A 19,228-nucleotide genomic window follows, 5' to 3' on the forward strand; every position below is an offset into this window, starting at 1 on the left:
TAGGGCGCCGGGGCCATTTGCACAGGCCCCGGCGTCGGCGTTATTCGCCGTGCATTTCCTTGGTCGCGGTCAGCTTGATCTCGGGGTGATCACGCTCGACGCGGTCGATGTCCCATTGCAGGCGGGTCAGGTAGACGATGTCGCCGTCGTGGTCATGCGCGATGTGCTGCTTGTTCACGTTGACGAATTTCTCGACCTCCAGCTTGGGGCCGGACACCCAGCGCGCGCTGGTGAATTGCGTCTGCTCGAACCGCACGGGCAGGCCGTATTCCAGCTCGATCCGAGAGGCCAGAACCTCGAACTGCAGCGCCCCCACGACGCCCACGATAAAGCCCGAGCCGATGTTGGGCTTGAACACCTTGGCAGCGCCTTCCTCGGCGAATTGCATCAGCGCCTTTTCCAGGTGCTTGGCCTTCATCGGGTCGGCGGCGCGCACGGTCTGCAGCAGTTCCGGCGCGAAGGACGGGATGCCGGTGGCGCGCAGGGCCTCGCCCTCGGTCAGCGTGTCGCCGATGCGCAGCTGGCCGTGGTTCGGGATGCCGATGATGTCGCCGGCCCAGGCTTCTTCGGCCAGTTCGCGGTCAGCGGCCAGGAACAGCACCGGGTTCGAGATCGCCATCGGTTTCTTCGAACGGACGTGCAGCAGTTTCATGCCCCGCTCAAAATGCCCCGAGGCCAGACGCACGAAGGCCACGCGGTCGCGGTGCTTGGGGTCCATGTTGGCCTGCACCTTGAACACAAAGCCCGCGACCTTGGTTTCCTCGGGCAGGATCTGGCGCGGGGCGGCCTGTTGCGGCTGCGGCTCGGGGCCGTATTCCGCGATACCGTCCATCAGTTCCTTCACGCCGAACGAGTTGATCGCCGAGCCGAACCAGATCGGGGTCATATGCCCCTCCAGCACGGATTGCGGGTTCAGCGCGGGCAGCAGCTCGCGCGCCATCTCGATCTCTTCGCGCAGCTTGGCGACCAGATCGGCGGGCACGTGCTTTTCCAGCAGCGGATCGTCCAGGCCCTTGATCTTGATCGACTCGGCCACCTTGTTGCGGTCGGCGCGGTCCATCAGTTCCAGCCGGTCATGCAGCAGGTCGTAACAGCCGACGAAATCGCGGCCCGTCCCGATCGGCCAGCTGGCCGGGGTGACGTCGATGGCCAGCATTTCCTGAATCTCGTCGATGATCTCGAACGTGTCGCGGGATTCGCGGTCCATCTTGTTACAGAAGGTCAGGATCGGCAGATCGCGCAGGCGGCAGACCTCGAACAGCTTCTGCGTCTGGCTTTCCACGCCTTTCGCGCCGTCGATCACCATGATGGCGGCGTCCACGGCGGTCAGCGTGCGGTAGGTATCTTCCGAGAAGTCCGAGTGGCCGGGCGTGTCCACCAGGTTGAAGCGGAACTTGCCGAAATCGAACGACATGGCCGAGGCGGACACGGAAATCCCGCGGTCCTGCTCCATCTTCATGAAGTCGGACCGGGTCCGCCGTGCCTCGCCCTTGGCGCGCACCTGGCCCGCCATCTGGATCGCGCCGCCGTACAGCAGGAATTTTTCCGTCAACGTCGTTTTACCGGCGTCCGGGTGCGAGATGATCGCGAAGGTACGGCGCCGCGCGATTTCGGGCGGCAGTTCGGGGCGGTTCGAGGCACTGTCCAACATGCTCGCGCATATATTTGCGCGCGCGGGGCTTGGCAAGGAAATCAGGCGCGGGCGATCAGCACGTCGCAGGGCGGGTCGCGCAACAGGTCGGTGGCCAGACTGCCCAGCAGCGCGCGATGCGCCCCCGCGCGGCCATGCGCCCCGGCGGTGATCAGTTGCGCGCGGGACTCGTGCGCGGTGCGGTTCAGCTGCATCCACGCCCCGCCTGTGGGAAACTGGGTATGGCCCAGCGTCACCGGCAGCGCATGCCCCGCGCGCCATTGCGCATCGGCCGTGTGCGCATCCGCAATCATCGCCGCGTGCAGCGCATGGCGCGCTTGGTCCGAGTGTCCGGCCAGCCCCTCATAGGGCAAGTACAGCGCGTGCACCGGGATCATCGCTGCCTTCGGGGCCAGCGCGTGGCCCAGGTTCAGCGCCGCCGTCGCCGAGGGCGAGAAATCCGTCGCCGCAAGGATCGTGTCATAGGGCTGGTCGGCGCGCTCCTTGACCACCAGCACCGGGCAATTCGTCAGCCGCACCACGCGTTGCGAGGTCGTCTCGCGCAGGCCGTCCATCAGCGTGCGGGGGCGGTGCGTGCCCAGCACCAGCAGCGAGGGCGACAGGTCGCCCACCCAGTCCAGCAAGGTCTCGGTCGGGTCGCCGACGCAGGGCAGAACCTTGTAGTCCAGCCCCTTGGCGGCCGAGGCGGCGAAACGTTCCAGATGCTCGGTCGTGCGCGGCTGGATGTGGCGCAGCACGTCGTCCGGCATCGCGTCGTCCAGCACGTGCAGCAGGCTTAGCCGGGCGCCATGCTCGCGCGCCAGCAGTACGGCGCGGGCGACGGCGCGGTCGGCGCGCGGAGACAGGTCAGTGGCAACGACGATATGCTTGGTCATGGCGGTTCTCCGGGGTGACTTGCCTGCATTGTGCCGCAAGACCCCCGATGCGCCAAGGGATTAGCCTGTGGTGGCGCGTCGCAGCAGGCTGACCACATCGGCGCGGCAGGCGATCGCCTCGCCGACCTCCAGGTCCTGATGATCGCGCGCATCGTGGTGCTGGCCGCCGTCCAGCAGCCGCGCCGCCAAATCGTCGGGCAGGGCAGGGCTGGTGGTGTCGTCCAGCAGCAGGGTTTCCGTGGCGATCCCCTCGGCAAAGATGATCTGGTGCCGGTCGAACAGCAGCTGGAAATAGTCGACAAAGCCGCCCTCCAGCCGCCGCACCGAGTCGCCGTTGACCAGATGCCGCGCGCGCACCAGTACCTCGGCGCGGCCCGCGCCCAGCTGGTCGCTGCGCTGGTAGATGAACAGCCGGTGATCGGGGCTGACCACCAACGCCTCGGTGTTGTGCAGGGTGCCGGCGGCGATGCGGACCGGGGCCAGATCGCCCTCGGCGCGGATGGTGGACTGGCCGATCCAGCGCAGCTCTTGCGGGCCGTCGTCGCGGGTCAGGATGCGGTCGCCGACGCGCAGATCCTCGACCCGGCGCTGTTCGCCCGTGGCCAGCGTGACATGCGTCCCGCGCGAGAAGGACACGCAGGCCACCTGCGCCAGCCGTGCGGCGATGGCGTCACGCTCGATGCCGACCAGCAGGTAATCGGTCTTGCTGGCCAGCCCGGCCAGCGGCAGGGCGTAGATCGCACCGATATGGCCCTCGTCCAGCTCGACCAGCACCAGCAGCTCGCTGGTGCGCCCGTCCGGCGACATCATCGTCAGGCAACTGTCCAGCACCAGCGCCGCCCCCGGTGTCCCCGTCGCGCTGTCCTGCGCGATGCGGAACCGGCCCGCCCCATCGGGGATCAGTGACAGGCTCAGCATCGGCCCATCGGCCAGACCATAGGTATCGTCCGGGATCAGATCGTCCGCCACCGACAGCGCATCGCCCAGATTCGCGCCATGCTCCACCCGCAGCCGGGCTGCGGGCAGCACGTTCAGCGACAGCGTGGTTCGGGATGGTTTCGACATAAGGCCCCATAGGTTCCGGGCGGCGGATCAGCCCGCGCGCCCGGGTGGTCTAGCCTAGGATTGTGGCACCGTCAGGTCAACGCGGCGGAGATTTCCTGACACCCCCCGCATTGCCAACCCCCCGACCGCGCCCTAGACCTTGGGGCAGGAAAAACAGGGGAGAGACAGGATGGATCTGGGAATCAAGGGTAAACGCGCATTGGTCTGCGCCTCCAGCAAGGGCCTTGGCCGTGGCTGCGCCGAGGCTTTGGCAGAGGCAGGCGTCGATCTGATCATGAACGCACGCGGCGCCGACGCGCTAGAGGCGACCGCCGCCGACATTCGCGCCAAATACGGCGTGACTGTCGTGACCGTCGCCGCCGATGTGACCTCGGACGCTGGCCGCGCCAAGGTGCTGGAGGCCGCGCAGGGTGTCGACATCCTCGTCACCAACGCGGGCGGCCCGCCCCCCGGCATGTGGACGGATTGGGAGCGTGACGACTTCATCAAGGCGCTGGACGCCAACATGCTGACGCCCATCGCGCTGATGAAGGCGCTGCTGCCCGGCATGATCGACAAGGGCTGGGGCCGCGTGGTCAACATCACCTCGGTCTCGGTCAAGGCGCCGATCGCGGTGCTGGGCCTGTCGAACTCGGCCCGCGCGGGGCTGACGGGCTATGTCGCCGGAACCTCGCGTCAGGTGGCCAAGCACGGCGTCATCATCAACAACCTGCTGCCGGGGCAACACGCGACCGACCGCATCGCCTCGCTGGATGCGCGGGCGGCGGATCAGTCCGGCGTGCCCGTCGCGCAGGTGACGGCAACGCGTCAAGCCTCGATTCCGGTCGGGCGCGACGGCGATCCGCGCGACTTCGGTGCGATGTGCGCATTTTTGTGCTCGCGTCATGCTGCTTTCATCGTTGGGCAGAATGTTCTGCTGGACGGCGGCGCAACCAACACCACGATGTAAGCGCACCTGCGTCACCGGGGCGATTGCGCATTGCCCCGGTGTTTTCCAATGTACGAAAAACCGGCAAAATCTTACGTTTTCCAGAGGGCGGCCATGAAACACGAGAATGTTCAGGACTATTACGGCAAGGTTTTGCAGGGCAGTGACGATCTGCAAACCAACGCCTGTTGCACCCCCGACGCCATGCCCGACTACGTCAAGGCCGCGCTGTCCGCGATCCATGACGAGGTGCTGACCCGCTATTACGGCTGCGGTCTGGTGATGCCGCTGGCGCTCGAAGGGGCGCGCGTGCTGGATCTGGGCTGCGGCGCGGGGCGCGATGTCTACGCGCTGGCGCAGTTGGTCGGGCCCAAGGGCCGCGTCGTCGGCGTCGACATGACGCCCGAGCAACTGGACGTCGCCCGCCGCCATCAGGCCTGGCACGCCGAGCAGTTCGGCTATGAAAATGTTGAATTCCACCAAGGCTTTATCGAGCAGCTGGACCAGCTGGGGCTGGAACCCGGCAGCTTTGATGTGATCGTCTCGAACTGCGTGGTGAACCTGTCCACCGACAAACTGGCCGTGCTGCGCGGGGCGTATCACCTGCTCAAACCGGGCGGCGAGATGTATTTCTCGGACGTCTACGCCGATCGCCGCGTGCCGCAGGCCATGGCCGAGGACGAGGTTCTGTACGGCGAATGCCTGTCCGGCGCGCTCTACTGGAACGACTTCCTGACGCTGGCCAAGCGTGCCGGGTTCGACGACCCGCGCCTTGTCACGCACCGCCCGCTGACCATCGAAAACCCCACGCTCGAGGCGCGGATCGCGCCGCTCAGCTTCACCTCGGCCACTTACCGTCTGTTCAAACTGGACGGGCTGGAAACCGCCTGCGAGGATTACGGTCAGGCCGTGATCTACAACGGCACCATCCCCCACGCCCCCCACGCGTTCGAGCTGGACGACCACCACGTCATGCAAACCGGCAAGGTGTTCCCCGTCTGCGGCAACACGTGGAAAATGCTGGCGGACACGCGTTTTGCCCCGCATTTCCGCTTCATTGGCGATTTTTCCACCCATTACGGCATCTTCGAGGGCTGCGGCGGCGAAAGCCCGTTCGAACGCGAAACGGGCGTTTCCGCCGCATCGTGCTGCTAAGGCTTGTGCGTGGGGGCGTGGCTTGTTATCTGGCTTTTGAAACCCGATAAAATTCATCGGAAAACCGCGAGGCCCGCGTGCAGCTGACTGCCCCAAGACTGGAAATCCGCAACATCGTCCGCTCGTTCGGCGGGCAGCGCGTGGTGGATGACGTGTCCTTGCGGGTGATGCCGGGGCAGGTGACCTGCCTGCTTGGCCCCTCGGGCTGTGGCAAATCCACGACCCTGCGCATGATCGCCGGGGTCGAGATGCAGGACAGCGGCGAGATTTACGTCGACGGCAAGCTGATCTGCGACACCGTATTCCGCATCCCGCCCGAACGCCGCCATATCGGCCTGATGTTCCAGGATTTCGCGCTGTTCCCGCACTTGAGTGTCGGGGAAAACGTCGCTTTCGGCCTGAAGGGCGCGAAGGACGAAAAACGCGCCCGGGTCGAAGAGTTGCTGGACAAGGTCGGGCTGAAACGCTTCATCGACAGCTTCCCCTACCTGCTGTCGGGCGGTGAACAACAGCGCGTCGCGCTGGCCCGTGCGCTGGCGCCGCGTCCCAAGATCATGCTGATGGACGAGCCGTTCTCGGGCCTCGACAACCGTCTGCGCGACGATATCCGCGACCAGACGCTGGAGTTGCTGAAGGAAGAGGACGCCGCCGTTCTGCTGGTGACGCACGAACCCGAAGAAGCGATGCGCATGGCCGACGAGATCGCCTTGATGCGCAAGGGCAAGATCGTCCAGCAGGGCGCGCCCTACAACATCTACAACGCTCCGATCGACAAATCAGCGGTGGCGTTCTTCAGTGATATCAACGTGATACGCGGTACCGTGAAGGGCGCGCTGACCGATACGCCCTTTGGCCAATTCCTGGCCCCCGGTGTGCCGGACGGCGCGCAGGTGGATATCGTGATCCGCCCGCAGCACCTGAAAATCGACTTTGATCGCGCGGGCAAGGGCCCGCTGCCCACCCCCCAAGACGGCGTCGCTGCACGGGGCGAGGTGGTGCGCGCGCGCTTCATGGGGTCGGAAAGCCTGGTGGAAATCCGCATGGATTTCGACGGCTCGATCCTGAAGGCGACGGTGCCCAACGTCTTCCTGCCCAAGCCCGGCAAACCGCTGTGGCTGATGTTCCGGCGCGACCGTTGTTTCGTGTTTCCGGCCGGCAAGGGCGCGCATTAGGCGCCGCTCCGCCGAACATATACGAAAAATACGGTATTGCGGCGCTTTGGTTCTTCCAACCGGGGCGGTTCATCATTAGATACGAAGCGTGTTTTCGTAGGGTTCGCCAACAAGAACCCAGGAAAGGGAGAAACAATATGCTTAACAATATCGGCCTTCCCGGCCTTCTGCTGATTGCCGTCGTTGTGCTGGTGCTGTTCGGCCGTGGCAAGATCAGCTCGCTGATGGGCGAAGTGGGCAAGGGCATCACCTCGTTCAAGAAGGGCATCAACGATGGCGCGAAGGAACTGGAAGACCAGAAAGCCGACGCCGCCAAGGACGTGACGCCCGAGTCCGAGAAGGACAAGGCCTGATCCATGTTCGACATCGGCTGGACCGAGTTTCTGCTCATCGCGATTGTCGCTCTGATCGTCGTGGGGCCGAAGGATTTGCCGGGCTTGTTCCGCTCGGTCGGCCGGTTTGTCGGCAAGGCAAAAGGCATGGCGCGGGAATTCAGCCGCGCCATGGAAGACGCGGCAGATGAGTCGGGTGTGAAAGACATCTCGGCCTCGTTGCGGGCTGCGGCCAACCCCAAGCAATTCGGGATGGACAAGGTCAAAGAGGCGACCGACAGCTTCAAGGCGTGGGAGCCCAGCTCCTCGCTGGATCCTGAGCGCGCCGCGATGGCCAAGAAAATCCACGACGCAACCGCGAAGAAGGGCGAGGAAATCCGCGCCTCCGAAGCGGCTGCCGAGGCGGCCAAGGCCGAGCCTGCTGAGCAGGTGGCTGAAAAGGCCGCCGACAAGGCCGCCGACAAGGCCCCCGCCGAGCCGGCCAAGAAGGCCCCGGCGAAAAAGCCTGCGGCCAAGAAAACCGCAGCCAAGACGACGGCCGCCAAACCCGCCGCAGCCGCTGACAAGCCTGCCGCGAAAAAGGCTCCGGCCAAGAAGGCCGCGAAAAAGACCCCCTCCGCCGAGGATAAGGCATGAGCAAGCCCGAAGAGATCGAAGATACCAGCGCGCCCCTGATCGAGCACCTGGCCGAACTGCGGACGCGCCTGATCCACTCGGTCAGCGCCTTCATCGTCGGCATGGTGATCTGTTTCACGGTCTGGAACCCGATCTTCAACTTCCTGACCCACCCGCTGTGCCAGGCCATGGCCGAGCGTGGGCATAGCGACTGCGGCCTGATCCTGATCAAGCTGCAAGAGGGCTTCTTTGTCGCCATCTCGATCTCGCTGGTCGGGGGGCTGGTGCTGTCCTTCCCCTACATCGCCTTCCAGATGTGGCGCTTCGTGGCCCCGGGGCTGTACAAGTCCGAACGCGGTGCGTTCCTGCCGTTCCTGATCGCCTCGCCGTTCATGTTCTTTCTGGGTGCCTCGTTCGCCTATTTCGTCGTCACTCCGATGGCCTTCGACTTCTTCCTGGGCTTCCAGCAGGTCGGCTCGGTCCTGAACGAGGGCGACGTCGAGAACGCCACCGCAGGCATCGCTTTCCAAGGCTCGGCGCAGGAATACCTGAGCCTGACGATCAAGTTCATCGTGGCGTTTGGCCTGTGCTTCCAGCTGCCGGTGCTGCTGACCCTGATGGGCAAGGCCGGTTTGGTCAGCGCCGAGGGCCTGACCAACGTGCGCAAATACGCCATCGTCGGCATCCTGATCCTGGCCGCCATCGTGACCCCGCCGGATGTGGTGACGCAGGTCATCCTGTTCGTGGTGGTCTACGGCCTTTACGAGATCTCGATCTTCCTGGTCCGCCGCGTCGAGAAAAAGCGCGAGGAACGCCTGCGCGCCGAAGGTTACTATGACGACGAAGAAGATGAGGATGAAGACGAGCCCGAAGCCGAGGCCGTGCATGACGACCCGCTTCTGACTGACGATCCGCTGATGAAAGAGTTCGACGAGGACGAAGAGGCGGACGACAAGGACAAGTCCAAGTGAAGAAACACCTGAAACGAATTGCAGCGGCGCTGGAGCGGATGGCTCCGGCGCCGCTCGACGCTCCTGACTTCGACGCGGCAGACGCGTTCGTCTGGCATGTGGAACCTGACCGGCTGGAGCCCGTCGCCAAGGTCAACCGGGTCGATCTGGCACTGCTGATCGGGGTGAACCGCTCGCGCGATACGCTGCTGGCCAACACGCTGCAATTCGCGCGCGGCCTGCCGGCGAACAACGCCCTGCTGTGGGGCTCGCGCGGGATGGGGAAATCCTCGCTGGTCAAAGCCGTCCATGCTGAGGTTCTGGCCAAGGGTCAGTCGCTGAAAATCGTCGAGCTGCAACGCGAAGACCTGCCCAGCGTGTCGCGCCTGATGAACCTGCTGCGCGCCAGCCAGCACCGTTTCCTGCTGTTCTGCGACGACCTGTCGTTCAGCCATGACGACCAGCATTACAAATCGCTGAAGGCCGTGCTGGACGGCGGCATCGAAGGCCGCCCGGATAACGTGGTGTTCTACGCCACCTCGAACCGCCGCCACCTGATGCCGCGCGACATGATCGAGAACGAACGCTCCAACGCCATCAACCCGTCTGAGGCGGTCGAGGAGAAGGTCTCGCTCTCCGACCGCTTTGGTCTTTGGCTGGGCTTCCACCCCTGCACGCAGGATGATTACCTGGCGATGATCCGGGGCTATTGCGATGCTTACGGCGTGCAGATCGACGACGAAACCCTGCGCGCCGAGGCGATCGAGTGGCAAGCAACCCGTGGGTCGCGCTCGGGCCGTGTGGCGTGGCAGTATTTCACTGATCTGGCCGGGCGCAAGGGTGTGGCGATCAGCTAAGCGCCTGCGCAGAAACGAAAAAGGCCCGCCATTGGCGGGCCTTTCGCGTTATTGGATATAGGGTGTCGGGTCCACCGCGTCGAAGCCCTTGCGCACTTCGAAATGCACGTAGTTCGACTTGCCCGAGCGAATCTTGCCCACGCTCTGGCCGCGCTTCACGTTGTCGCCCTTCTTGACCGAGATCGCGTCGATATTGGCGTAGACGGTCAGCAGGTTGTCGGGGTGCTTGATCAGCAGGATCGGCACCTGATCGGCATCCGTGGTGATCGCGGCAACGGTGCCGTCCGCAGCGGCCCGGATCGACGTCCCGGCGGCAGCGGCGATGTCGATGCCATCGTTCTTGCCCTTCTTGTAGTCCCGCACGATCGAGCCGTTGACCGGCAGATCCATCTTGGATTTGCGCGTTTGCGTCTTGCCCAGATCGGGGGCGCCGGTCGGGTTTCCGGCCTTGGCGGCGGGCACGGTCTTTTCCGCCGGCAGCGGCTTGGCCGAGCTGGGCGGCACCGGCGTCGGGCTGCCCTGACCGGGTTGGGTGGTCTTTGCCGGCCGTGCGGGCGGCTGGGCGTCCGGCACGGGGATCAGCAGGTACTGGCCTTCGCGGATCGCGAAATCCGGCCCCAGACCGTTCCATTCGGCCAGCGCCCGGACCGAGACATTGTACATCCGCGAAATCGTATAGGCCGTCTCGCCGCGCTGCACCTTGTGGCGGATCGGCTCGATCCCGACAGGGGCGGCCTTGTCCGACGCACCGCCGGTCTTGGGCAACTCGGTGGTTTCCACCTTCGACGCCGAGGCGCGGTCAATCGCACCCCCCGCGATGCTGGCGATATCCACGTTCGAGGGCGGCTGGATCGGGCCGGTCCCCTCGGCACCCGTCGCGGGCGAGGGTTCGGACACCCGGCGCGGCAGGGCCAGCACCTCGTCCCGGCGCAGCACGTCGCCGGTCTGCACGCCGTTGTAGCGGGCCAGTTCCTCGGGGCTCATGCCGATCCGGTTGGCGACATCGGCGACGGTATCCCCGCCACGCGCCACGACAACCTGATAGCCGGGGTAGGAAATCACGCCGCGATTGTCGGGCCGTGGCCGTTGCCCGGTCACCTGGCGCGCCGCGTCCGAGGTGCTGAGCGCATTGCCGAAATTGCCGCGCAGGTCGAAATCCAGCGGCTTGTCGCACCCGGCCAGCAGGGCCAGGGCAGTGCCCGCAAGGATCAGGCGGGCCGGAGTGAAACGGCGGGTCTGGGTCATCTCGATGTCCTCTTTGCGCCCCTTGTTGGCCGGGGCTTTGCTGTGATCGGGCGCGTGTCCCGGTTTACTCGTCCCGCGCCAGCCCTTCGACCAGCGGGACGAAGCGAACCGGGCGCAATTCATCATACTCGAATCCGCCTTCGTGGCGCCGGACCCGGATCAGACTTTGCACCGCGTCCGACTGCCCCACGGGCAACACCATGATACCCCCGATTTTCAGCTGGGCCAAGAGCGGCCCGGGCGGGTCTTCGGCTGCAGCAGTCACAAGGATGCGATCAAACGGCGCCTGATCGGGCAAACCAAAGCTGCCATCGGCGGTAAAAGCGGTGATATTGACCAGGTTCAGCGCGTCAAACGCCTCGCGCGCCTCACGCACCAGGCGGCGATGCCGGTCCACCGTGTAGACGCGCCGCGCCAGCTGGCTCAGGATCGCGGCCTGATAGCCCGAGCCCGTGCCCACCTCCAGCACCTTGTCGCGCGGCGTGACCTCCAGCGCCTGGGTCATCAGTCCGACAACCGACGGCTGGCTGATCGTCTGGCCGCAGGCGATGGGCAGGGGCATGTCCTCATAGGCGCGCTCGGCGAACAAGCCGCGCACGAACAGGCCGCGGTCGATCTTCTCCATGGCGGACAGCACGCGCTGATCCGTCACCCCGCGCGATCGCAGGGCGAACAGGAACTGCATCTTGCGCGTGGCCTCCTCGGAGTCGTCGATCATTCAAGCCCCTTCAATGTGTCCAGCAGCGCGTGATCGGTCAGATCCGCCCGCATCGGCGTGACCGAGACATAACCATCCAGGTTCACGGCGGCATCCGTACCGGGCGCCGTGGGCTTGTGCTGATCGCCGCCCTTGATCCACAGGAACTGACGCCCCGAAGGCGATAGATGCGGCTCGCAGGCAAAGCGCGTATGCTCGCGGAACCCTTGCGGCACGATCCGCATCCCCTTCACGCCACCAGCGGACTCGGGCGGGAAGTTGATGTTGAAGAACAGCCGATACCCCTCACGCTCGTCCGGCCAGCTGGCCAGCAGCTTGCGCAGGATCGCCGGGCCATGCACGCGCGCGGCCTCGAACTGGTCCTCGGCGTGGAAATTGTTCGGCCCCAGATATTGCGACATCGCGATCGAGGGGATGCGCTGCAGCGCCCCCTCCATCGCCGCGCCCAACGTCCCTGAATACAGCGCATTCTCGGCCGAGTTGTTGCCCCGGTTCACCCCCGACAGGATCAGATCGGGCCGCGCGTCCTTCATCACGTGATGCAGGCCCGCCAGCACGCAATCCGCCGGGCTGCCCTCGGCCGCGTAACGCCGATCGGCCATCTTCGACACCATCATCGGATGGGTATAGCTGATGCAATGGCCCACACCGGATTGCTCAAAGGCAGGCGCCACGGTCCAGACCTCTCCGTCCGGACCCGCCAGATCGGTGGCGATCTCGTGCATCGCGGCCAGCCCCGGCGCGTTGATCCCGTCGTCATTGGTGATGAGAATACGCATGAACCCCGCCTTTTTCTGCCTCTTGGACCTTTACTAGCGGGGCGGTCCGCCTCGGGCAAGCGCAGAACCCGCCTGCGTCAAGACACGCAACGGCAACGCCCGTTTCCAGTCGTCCGTGCTTCTTCTTTTTCCAAATATCCCGGGGGGAGGCCGCAGGCCGGGGGGCAGCGCCCCCTAACCACGCTTACAGCAGGCCGTCCAGCAGCCGTTTGGCTTCGTCGCGCGGCTGCGCCAGCTTGGACTTGTCCTCGCCGGGGAAGAACCGCGCGCGGGTGGCGGTGGCCATCGGGCGGGGTTCCAGCACATGCACGCGCGGGCCGGTCTTCACCGTTTCCGCCGCCCAGCTGCGCGCCAGCGCCGATTGCGCCGCCTTGGTCGAGCCATAAGCGCCAAAGAACTTCTCGCCCATGTGCGCGTCGTCAAAGAACAGCGCGGTGCCGGTCTCGCCCAGCAGCGGTGCGATGAACGGGATCAGCTTGCCGGTCGCGGTGACGTTGCAGGCGACCGATTTGTCCCAATCCTTCTGGTCGATGAAGGCCGCAGGCGACAGCTGCGTCGCAAACACCGCCGTATGCGCCCAGACATCCACAGACCCCCACCGGTCATAGATCGAGCGGCACAGCTGCGCCATCGCGTCCATGTTGGTGATGTCCATGGGGGCCAGCGTCGCCTGGCCGCCAAGGGCCTTGATGCGGTCGTCCAGCTCTTCCAGCGCGCCGGTGGTGCGACCCACGGCGACGATGTGATGGGTATGGCAAAGCGCCTCGGCCAGGCCAGCGCCCAGGCCGCGGGTTGCTCCGGTGATGAGGGCGATTTTCTGTGTCATGCGCGGGGTGTGAGCCGAATTCCGCAGCAGGTCAAGGGGAAAGCACCACGTAAACCGGCGTTGCACATCTGGTCGCAGTCAGGGATGCTGCGGGGCAGGAGGACCTGCCGATGCGTTGCCTGACCCTGACTCTTGCTGCTGTGCTGCTGATGCCCTTGGCCGGAGCTGCCAGCGCGGCTTGCGTAACGATTGGCGGGGGGCAGGCCAGCCTGTGCGCCAGCTCGGTTCTGGCCGGGCAGGGGACCAACACCTATGGCCCTGACAATCTGGCGGACGAAGACATGACCACCGCCTGGTGCGAGGGCACGGACGGCACCGGCGTGGGCCAGCGCCTCAGCCTGACGGTGCATGGCGGGGGGGCGGTCGATCACCTGCTGTTGGCGAATGGCTACCAGAAATCCGGCCGCACCTATGAGCGCAACGGCAGGCTCCGCGATGTTCTGGTGCGGATCGCGGGGCAGGCGGATCGGCTCTATACGTTGCAGGATCAGGCGGGATGGCAACGGCTGGACCTGCCCACGTTGTCCGGTGTGCCGCAGATCGAGCTGGAAATCGCCAGCGTCTATCCCGGCTCGAAGTGGACGGATACCTGTGTGTCGGGGCTGCGGATCGGTCAGGCAGACGCCGGCCCTGCGGTGCAACCCGGCCCGGCCAAGGACGGCCCCTTGCCGAAATGGTTGGAGTAAGCCCTAGTCGCGCTGCAAATGCGGGCGGATGTCGTCGCCGCAGGCCGCGTAGAGGTCCAGCAGCGTGTCAAAGCTGATTCCGCGCTGTTGTGCCTCGGCCAGTGGTCCGTCAGTCGCTGTGATGACCGGGCGCGACTGGTGCGAGGGAAAGGACAGCGTGACCTCGGTCGCGTCCAGGTTCGGCAATTCGTTCGCCATTTCGACGGTCACCGGCGCCGGTAGCGCGACCTGCGGCGTGTCCCAAGTCTCCAGATAGGCGTAAAACGTCTGATCGGGTACGCGGACCCAGGGGGTGATGTGCACGTCCTCATCCGCGCCCTGCACGGGCAAAGAGATCACGGCCTTCAGGTAGCGCGCATCGCCCGCTCGGCACAGATCGGCGGCCAGCTGATCGGCCCCGACCTTGACGAACGGTTCGGCCCCGCGGGGATGGTGCGGCCAGTCCGAGGGATGATCAAACCCGATATCATAGATGCCAGAAAACTGACGGCCACAGCACGGGCAGGCACGGGTTTCATCGTTGAAACGCCGCCAGCGGGCGTCGAGGGAAAGCAGGGACATGGGCGGGCCTTTGGTGACGTGCGCCCAACGTAAGGCCGCCCCGCAAAGGGGGCAAGCCGTTACTGGCCGGGGATGCGCAGGGTCTGGCTATCGCCGTTGCGAGCCAGAACGATCATGCCGTCCTCGATCGCGGCGACCAGGTGGCCGCTGATGCGATCCCCCTCGCTGACCTTGTGCACGCGGCCCGATTTCTGCAGCAGTGCGCTGGCGCCTTTGGCGGACAGAAGGGTGCCAAGCAGTACCAGCCGCTCGTCGGGCAGAGCCTGGGATTGCGTGGCGGCCTCGGTCACTTTGGGTGGTGTCGGCGTGGTCGAGGTGTCGTCGGTCTCAGGCTCTTGGTCGGTGCTCATCATGTGGGTCATGTCAGGCAGGCGGGATGTCGCTGCGCCGCCGCATATGCATGGCCGCTGTCCCAAGGGAAACCCGCATATGCGAAAGCACAGGCGCGATGGGCGGGGTTTGGCTTGGGGGCGGGGTGTGATGTGCGAAGTTCCGCCTGAAAATACCGGTCTGTCGCGGGACTTGTCCGCAAACCAGCCTATCTGCCTAAAAAACGGAGGGTTTCACATGACAGATTTCACGATGAACCGCCGCGCGGCCCTGGTCGGGATGGCAGGGGCGATTCTGGCGGGCAGGGCGGGCGCTGCTGGCGCTGGCGCGGTGTGGGACTTCAGCTTTGACGCGCTGGAGGGTGGGCCGATGCCGCTGTCGCAATGGCGGGGCAATGTGCTGCTGGTGGTGAACACCGCGTCCTTCTGCGGCTACACCCCGCAATTCGAAGGGCTGGCCGCGCTGTGGCAGGCCTATCAGGACAAGGGGCTGGTGGTGATCGGGGTCTCGTCGAACTCGTTCCGGCAAGAGGCGAAGGACGCCGAGAAGGTGCGCGAGGTCTGCACGCTGGTCTACGGCGCGGATTTCCCGATGACAGCGACGGTCGAGGTGACCGGGCGCGACGCACATCCGTTCTTTCGCTGGGCCGAGGCGGAGGGCGGGCGCAAGGTGCGGCCGGCGTGGAACTTCAACAAGTACCTGGTCGGCCGGGATGGCGCGTTTCTGGGACACTGGGGGTCAAAAACCGCGCCGATGTCGCCGGGGCTGCGTGGCGCCGTCGAGGCGGCGCTGGCGGCGGGGGTGTGATGGGGGTGTGAAAAAAGGGGGGCGCTGCCCCCCTTCTTGGCCTGCGGCCAATTCATCCCCCCGGGATATTTACGAAAAGAAGAATTACTCGGCTGCTTTCAGCCGGAACCCTTTCTCGATCATGTCCGAGGGCTGGATCGGGTATTCGCCCGAGAAGCACGCGTCGCAATATTGCGGGCATTTTGTGTCGCGGCCCTTGGCTTCGCCAACGGCGCGGTAGAGGCCGTCGAGCGAGATGAACTTGAGGCTGTCCACGGCCAGATGTTGGCGCATTTCCTCTTCGTTCATGGTGGCGGCCAGCAGCTTTTCACGTTGCGGCGTGTCCACACCGTAGAAGCAGGGCCAGGCGGTGGGCGGCGAGGCGATGCGGAAGTGCACCTCGGCGGCGCCGGCGTCCAGGATCATTTCCTTGATCTTGCGCGAGGTGGTGCCGCGGACGACCGAGTCGTCAACCAGGATGACCCGCTTGTCCTTGACCAGGGCGCGGTTGACGTTGAGCTTCAGACGCACACCCATGTTGCGGATCTGCTCGGTCGGTTCGATAAAGGTCCGGCCCATGTACTGGTTGCGGGTGATGCCCAGGCCGAAGGGGATGCCGCTTTCGTGGGCAAAGCCGATCGCCGCGGGCGTGCCGCTGTCGGGGACGGGACAGACCAGGTCGGCGTCGACCGGGGCCTCGCGGGCCAGTTCCACGCCGATCTGGCGGCGGGTCTCATAGACCGAGCGGCCACGGATGATGCTGTCGGGGCGCGAGAAATACACGTGCTCGAAGATGCAGAACTTGGCCGGTTGCGGGCGGAAGGGGCGCACGCTTTCGATGCCGTGCTTTTCCGAGATGACGACCATCTCGCCCGGTTCGATCTCGCGGACGAATTCGGCGCCGATGATGTCCAGCGCGCAGGTTTCCGAGCTGAGCGCCCAGCCTTCGCCGATCTTGCCCAGCACCAGCGGGCGCACGCCCATCGGGTCGCGGACGCCGATCAGCTTGGTCCGGGTCATGGCGACGACGCTGAAGGCGCCTTCGACGCGGCGCAGGGCGTCTTCCACCCGTTCGGGGATGTTGCGCTGCAACGAGCGGGCCATCAGGTGGATGATGCATTCGCTGTCCGAGGAGGACTGGAAGATCGAGCCACGCTCGATCAGTTCCTTGCGCAGGGCGTCGGCGTTGGTCAGGTTGCCGTTATGCGCGATGGCCGCGCCACCCATCGAGAATTCGCCAAAGAACGGCTGCACGTCGCGGATGGCCGCGCCCTTGGACCCGGCGGTCGAGTAGCGCACATGCCCGATGGCCAGCGGCCCGGGCAGCGTCTGCATCAGCGATTGCGAGGTGAAGTTGTCGCGGACATAGCCAAAGCGGCGGGCGCTGTTGAAGCCGTGTTCGGGGTGATAGCTGACGATCCCGCCCGCCTCTTGCCCACGATGTTGCAGGGCGTGCATCCCCAGGGCCACGAAGTTGGCAGCATCGGCGACGCCGATGACGCCGAAAACGCCGCACTCCTCCTTCAGCTTATCATCGTCGAAGGGGTGGGCGGGCGGCATGAGCTTGGACAAGGCTGTGCTCCGAATCCGTTGGCGGGCAGTTTGGCCCTTACATAGGGCGTGGGAACGCGACTGTCACGAAAGGATCATAAAGAAACCGCCCGTGAAATGCACGGGCGGTGTATGTTTTTGCTGCGATGCAGCGTCCTGCGGCATTGTTGCACAGGTCACTTGACGCAGGAATTGGTCAGTTCTTCGTATTGCTTGGTGATCCAGCCAAGCGCAGCTTCGGGGTTTTCGTTCTCGATCTTGCCGGTCATCTTGGCGAAAACCTTGGCCGAGCGGCTGTCATCCACCATCGGGATCTGCTGCGAGGTGATGACTGTCTCGTAGACGAAAAACGCGATGGCGACCAACAGGATGCCGCGCAGCACGCCGAACAGAAAGCCAAGCCCCTGATCCAGCCCGCCCAGCATCGAGCGTTGCACCAGCGACGAGAACAGCGGCGTGAACAGCGATGCGATCACCAGCGCCACAGCAAAGACGGCGGCGAAGGCGGCGATCACGCTCAGCTCGCAGCTGTCGGCGATGAATTCGCCCAGCACCGGGATTTCCTTAACCAGCGGCTGCACTTGCGGCGCAAAGATATAGGCCAGAACCGCAGCGGCGATCCAGCCGGCGATGGCCAGACCTTCGCGGACCAGGCCACGCGAATAGGCCAGCAGCGCCGAGAGGATGATGACAGCAGCCACAACGCCGTCGATGAGGGTGAAGCCTTCCATAAGCCCGTCCTTGTTTGCCAGCGCCCAGCTTAACCCGCGCCGAAGATTTCTCCAACAAAGGCGGTCAGGTCCCCGAATTGCCGTAGGGTCATCCCGCCCGCGCCGCCTTGCTTGCCGCCAGACGGTGCGATTGCCGTGGTGAAACCAAGTTTTTGCGCTTCTTTCAACCTGTTTTCCGTCTGACCCACCGGGCGCAGCGCCCCGGACAGAGAGATTTCCCCGAAAAGCACCGTATCGGCGGGCAGGGCCACGTCCTCGCGTGCCGACAGCAGGGCGGCGGCCACGGCCAGATCGGCGGCAGGCTCAGAGATCTTCAAGCCGCCGGCCACGTTCAGGTACACGTCCAGCCCGGTGAAGGGGATGCCGCAGCGCGCCTCCAGAACAGCCAGAATCATCGCCAGCCGCGCGCTGTCCCAGCCCACCACGGTGCGGCGCGGATTGGCCTGCGGGGTGGGGGCGACCAGCGCCTGGAATTCGACCAGCACGGGGCGGGTGCCCTCGACCCCGGCAAACACGACCGAGCCGGGTGTGGGTTCGCCCCGTTCCGACAGGAACAGCGCCGAGGGGTTGGTGACCTGCGCCAGCCCCTCGCCGGTCATCTCGAAGACGCCGATCTCGTCCGCGGGGCCAAAGCGGTTCTTGACGGCGCGCAGGATGCGGAACTGGTGGCCGCGCTCGCCTTCGAAATAGAGGACGGTATCGACCATGTGCTCCACCACGCGCGGGCCGGCGATCTGGCCTTCTTTGGTGACGTGGCCCACCAGCACGACGGACATGCCCTTGCGCTTGGCAAAGGTCGTCAGCTCGTGCGCGGCGGCGCGCACCTGCGCCACGCTGCCCGGAGCACTTTCGACATTGTCGGCCCACATGGTCTGGATCGAGTCGATGATGGCCAGCTGCGGTTTCTCGGCGTCCAGCGTTGTCAGGATGTCGCGCAGGTTGGTTTCCGCGCCCAGTTGCACCGGCGCATCCGTCAGACCCAGACGCTGGGCGCGCATTCGGACCTGCGCGCTGGCCTCTTCGCCCGAGATATAGACGGTCTTCAGCCCGGCCTGCGCGAACCGCGCGGCGGCCTGCAACAACAGGGTGGACTTGCCGATCCCCGGATCGCCGCCCACCAGAATGGCGCTGGCAGGCACCAGACCGCCGCCAAGGACGCGGTCCAGCTCCTCCATCCCGCTATTGGTGCGCGGAGGCGGGGTTTCCTGCGTCGCAAGATCGGTCAGTTGGATCGCCGCGCCACGCATGGCGCCCAGCGATTTCGCGGCTGGACCGGCGGACAGGGGGGCCTCTTCGACGATGGTATTCCACTCGCCGCAGGCATCGCACCGCCCGGACCACTTGTTGAAACTGGCCCCGCAGGCCGAACAGGAGAAGGTTTTCGCTTTTGCCATGCCGCAGTGATGCCTCAGGGC

The 19,228-nt window shown here is 65.3% G+C and carries 21 protein-coding genes; 9 read left to right on the top strand and 12 right to left on the bottom strand.

The features are described from left to right. Positions 1-40: 40 nt before the first annotated feature. The 3 genes from E7681_RS11960 to E7681_RS11970 are packed head-to-tail and all read right to left on the bottom strand — an operon-like array spanning position 41 to position 3,591. On the bottom strand, positions 41-1,651 hold the full coding sequence (locus E7681_RS11960; protein ID WP_136339535.1) for a peptide chain release factor 3: 1,611 nt from the start codon (positions 1,649-1,651) through the stop codon (positions 41-43). Between the two features lie 41 nt (positions 1,652-1,692). Continuing rightward, positions 1,693-2,526, bottom strand: coding sequence for a universal stress protein (locus E7681_RS11965; protein ID WP_136339536.1), 834 nt, complete (start codon positions 2,524-2,526; stop codon positions 1,693-1,695). Positions 2,527-2,586: 60 nt separating this feature from the next. Next, the gene (locus tag E7681_RS11970; RefSeq protein WP_136339537.1) at positions 2,587-3,591 is read right to left on the bottom strand and encodes a Hint domain-containing protein; all 1,005 of its coding nucleotides are present in this window, start codon (positions 3,589-3,591) and stop codon (positions 2,587-2,589) included. A 169-nt stretch (positions 3,592-3,760) separates the two neighbouring features. On the opposite strand from E7681_RS11970, the gene E7681_RS11975 reads away from it, so the two are divergent. The 7 genes from E7681_RS11975 to E7681_RS12005 all read left to right on the top strand — a co-directional run bounded on the left by E7681_RS11975 (position 3,761) and on the right by E7681_RS12005 (position 9,600). After that, positions 3,761-4,540 carry an SDR family oxidoreductase gene (locus E7681_RS11975; RefSeq protein WP_136339538.1) on the top strand — a complete coding sequence of 260 codons (780 nt, stop codon included), beginning with the start codon at positions 3,761-3,763 and terminating at the stop codon, positions 4,538-4,540. A gap of 93 nt (positions 4,541-4,633) precedes the next feature. Then, a complete protein-coding gene (locus E7681_RS11980) occupies positions 4,634-5,674 on the top strand; it encodes a methyltransferase domain-containing protein (RefSeq protein WP_136339539.1) in 1,041 nt (346 codons plus the stop codon). 83 nt (positions 5,675-5,757) lie between these two features. Beyond that, on the top strand, positions 5,758-6,846 hold the full coding sequence (locus E7681_RS11985) for an ABC transporter ATP-binding protein (protein WP_246032474.1): 1,089 nt from the start codon (positions 5,758-5,760) through the stop codon (positions 6,844-6,846). 137 nt (positions 6,847-6,983) lie between these two features. Further along, positions 6,984-7,199, top strand: a complete 216-nt coding sequence (locus tag E7681_RS11990; protein ID WP_136339540.1) for a twin-arginine translocase TatA/TatE family subunit — start codon at positions 6,984-6,986, stop codon at positions 7,197-7,199. 3 nt (positions 7,200-7,202) lie between these two features. Next, a complete protein-coding gene (gene tatB / locus E7681_RS11995; RefSeq protein WP_136339541.1) occupies positions 7,203-7,814 on the top strand; it encodes a Sec-independent protein translocase protein TatB in 612 nt (203 codons plus the stop codon). After that, complete coding sequence (gene tatC, locus E7681_RS12000; protein ID WP_136339542.1) at positions 7,811-8,764, top strand: twin-arginine translocase subunit TatC; 954 nt, start codon at positions 7,811-7,813, stop codon at positions 8,762-8,764. Before tatB ends, tatC begins: the two co-directional genes overlap by 4 nt. A gap of 38 nt (positions 8,765-8,802) precedes the next feature. After that, positions 8,803-9,600, top strand: coding sequence for an ATP-binding protein (locus E7681_RS12005; RefSeq protein WP_136339683.1), 798 nt, complete (start codon positions 8,803-8,805; stop codon positions 9,598-9,600). A 48-nt stretch (positions 9,601-9,648) separates the two neighbouring features. Here the strand turns inward: E7681_RS12005 and E7681_RS12010 are convergent, their stop codons facing one another. The 4 genes from E7681_RS12010 to E7681_RS12025 form a co-directional block, all read right to left on the bottom strand. Then, positions 9,649-10,845: a M23 family metallopeptidase gene (locus E7681_RS12010; RefSeq protein WP_136339543.1), complete on the bottom strand. Its 1,197-nt coding sequence runs from the start codon at positions 10,843-10,845 to the stop codon at positions 9,649-9,651. A 64-nt stretch (positions 10,846-10,909) separates the two neighbouring features. Continuing rightward, positions 10,910-11,563, bottom strand: a complete 654-nt coding sequence (locus E7681_RS12015; RefSeq protein ID WP_136339544.1) for a protein-L-isoaspartate(D-aspartate) O-methyltransferase — start codon at positions 11,561-11,563, stop codon at positions 10,910-10,912. Beyond that, a complete protein-coding gene (gene surE / locus E7681_RS12020; protein WP_136339545.1) occupies positions 11,560-12,342 on the bottom strand; it encodes a 5'/3'-nucleotidase SurE in 783 nt (260 codons plus the stop codon). The genes E7681_RS12015 and surE overlap by 4 nt, the downstream gene beginning before the upstream one ends. A 184-nt stretch (positions 12,343-12,526) precedes the next feature. Beyond that, entirely contained in the window at positions 12,527-13,168 is a 642-nt protein-coding gene (locus tag E7681_RS12025; protein ID WP_136339546.1) for an SDR family NAD(P)-dependent oxidoreductase, read from the bottom strand. 110 nt (positions 13,169-13,278) lie between these two features. On the opposite strand from E7681_RS12025, the gene E7681_RS12030 reads away from it, so the two are divergent. Continuing rightward, entirely contained in the window at positions 13,279-13,854 is a 576-nt protein-coding gene (locus E7681_RS12030; RefSeq protein ID WP_136339547.1) for an NADase-type glycan-binding domain-containing protein, read from the top strand. Between the two features lie 3 nt (positions 13,855-13,857). Here the strand turns inward: E7681_RS12030 and E7681_RS12035 are convergent, their stop codons facing one another. Together E7681_RS12035 and E7681_RS12040 are read right to left on the bottom strand one after the other, a co-directional pair. Then, positions 13,858-14,415, bottom strand: coding sequence for a DUF2199 domain-containing protein (locus E7681_RS12035; protein WP_136339548.1), 558 nt, complete (start codon positions 14,413-14,415; stop codon positions 13,858-13,860). A 59-nt stretch (positions 14,416-14,474) separates the two neighbouring features. Continuing rightward, positions 14,475-14,768 (bottom strand): hypothetical protein, encoded by a 294-nt coding sequence (locus E7681_RS12040; protein WP_136339549.1) that lies wholly within the window; start codon positions 14,766-14,768, stop codon positions 14,475-14,477. A gap of 214 nt (positions 14,769-14,982) precedes the next feature. On the opposite strand from E7681_RS12040, the gene E7681_RS12045 reads away from it, so the two are divergent. Continuing rightward, positions 14,983-15,552 carry a glutathione peroxidase gene (locus E7681_RS12045; protein ID WP_136339550.1) on the top strand — a complete coding sequence of 190 codons (570 nt, stop codon included), beginning with the start codon at positions 14,983-14,985 and terminating at the stop codon, positions 15,550-15,552. Between the two features lie 84 nt (positions 15,553-15,636). Here E7681_RS12045 and purF read toward each other — a convergent pair whose 3' ends face one another. The 3 genes from purF to radA form a co-directional block, all read right to left on the bottom strand. After that, positions 15,637-17,091 (bottom strand): amidophosphoribosyltransferase, encoded by a 1,455-nt coding sequence (gene purF, locus E7681_RS12050; protein WP_136339684.1) that lies wholly within the window; start codon positions 17,089-17,091, stop codon positions 15,637-15,639. Positions 17,092-17,258: 167 nt separating this feature from the next. Continuing rightward, positions 17,259-17,813, bottom strand: a complete 555-nt coding sequence (locus E7681_RS12055; RefSeq protein ID WP_136339551.1) for a CvpA family protein — start codon at positions 17,811-17,813, stop codon at positions 17,259-17,261. Between the two features lie 29 nt (positions 17,814-17,842). Next, positions 17,843-19,207 carry a DNA repair protein RadA gene (gene radA, locus E7681_RS12060; protein WP_136339552.1) on the bottom strand — a complete coding sequence of 455 codons (1,365 nt, stop codon included), beginning with the start codon at positions 19,205-19,207 and terminating at the stop codon, positions 17,843-17,845. Between the last annotated feature and the right edge of the window lie 21 nt (positions 19,208-19,228).

Origin of the sequence: Thalassobius vesicularis (assembly GCF_004799325.1) — a bacterium.
Classification (GTDB): Bacteria; Pseudomonadota; Alphaproteobacteria; order Rhodobacterales; family Rhodobacteraceae; genus Thalassobius; species Thalassobius vesicularis.

Bases quoted from the DNA above. Each gene is read 5' to 3' on its own strand.
- E7681_RS12035 (WP_136339548.1), bottom strand. From the start codon at position 14,415: ATGTCCCTGCTTTCCCTCGACGCCCGCTGGCGGCGTTTCAACGATGAA.
- E7681_RS12045 (WP_136339550.1), top strand. From the start codon at position 14,983: ATGACAGATTTCACGATGAACCGCCGCGCGGCCCTGGTCGGGATGGCA.
- E7681_RS11965 (WP_136339536.1), bottom strand. From the start codon at position 2,526: ATGACCAAGCATATCGTCGTTGCCACTGACCTGTCTCCGCGCGCCGAC.
- E7681_RS12030 (WP_136339547.1), top strand. From the start codon at position 13,279: ATGCGTTGCCTGACCCTGACTCTTGCTGCTGTGCTGCTGATGCCCTTG.
- E7681_RS11970 (WP_136339537.1), bottom strand. From the start codon at position 3,591: ATGTCGAAACCATCCCGAACCACGCTGTCGCTGAACGTGCTGCCCGCA.
- E7681_RS11990 (WP_136339540.1), top strand. From the start codon at position 6,984: ATGCTTAACAATATCGGCCTTCCCGGCCTTCTGCTGATTGCCGTCGTT.
- E7681_RS11980 (WP_136339539.1), top strand. From the start codon at position 4,634: ATGAAACACGAGAATGTTCAGGACTATTACGGCAAGGTTTTGCAGGGC.
- E7681_RS12015 (WP_136339544.1), bottom strand. From the start codon at position 11,563: ATGATCGACGACTCCGAGGAGGCCACGCGCAAGATGCAGTTCCTGTTC.
- E7681_RS11960 (WP_136339535.1), bottom strand. From the start codon at position 1,651: ATGTTGGACAGTGCCTCGAACCGCCCCGAACTGCCGCCCGAAATCGCG.
- purF (WP_136339684.1), bottom strand. From the start codon at position 17,091: ATGCCGCCCGCCCACCCCTTCGACGATGATAAGCTGAAGGAGGAGTGC.
- tatC (WP_136339542.1), top strand. From the start codon at position 7,811: ATGAGCAAGCCCGAAGAGATCGAAGATACCAGCGCGCCCCTGATCGAG.
- E7681_RS12055 (WP_136339551.1), bottom strand. From the start codon at position 17,813: ATGGAAGGCTTCACCCTCATCGACGGCGTTGTGGCTGCTGTCATCATC.
- surE (WP_136339545.1), bottom strand. From the start codon at position 12,342: ATGCGTATTCTCATCACCAATGACGACGGGATCAACGCGCCGGGGCTG.
- E7681_RS12010 (WP_136339543.1), bottom strand. From the start codon at position 10,845: ATGACCCAGACCCGCCGTTTCACTCCGGCCCGCCTGATCCTTGCGGGC.
- E7681_RS12040 (WP_136339549.1), bottom strand. From the start codon at position 14,768: ATGATGAGCACCGACCAAGAGCCTGAGACCGACGACACCTCGACCACG.
- tatB (WP_136339541.1), top strand. From the start codon at position 7,203: ATGTTCGACATCGGCTGGACCGAGTTTCTGCTCATCGCGATTGTCGCT.
- E7681_RS11975 (WP_136339538.1), top strand. From the start codon at position 3,761: ATGGATCTGGGAATCAAGGGTAAACGCGCATTGGTCTGCGCCTCCAGC.
- E7681_RS12025 (WP_136339546.1), bottom strand. From the start codon at position 13,168: ATGACACAGAAAATCGCCCTCATCACCGGAGCAACCCGCGGCCTGGGC.
- radA (WP_136339552.1), bottom strand. From the start codon at position 19,207: ATGGCAAAAGCGAAAACCTTCTCCTGTTCGGCCTGCGGGGCCAGTTTC.
- E7681_RS12005 (WP_136339683.1), top strand. From the start codon at position 8,803: ATGGCTCCGGCGCCGCTCGACGCTCCTGACTTCGACGCGGCAGACGCG.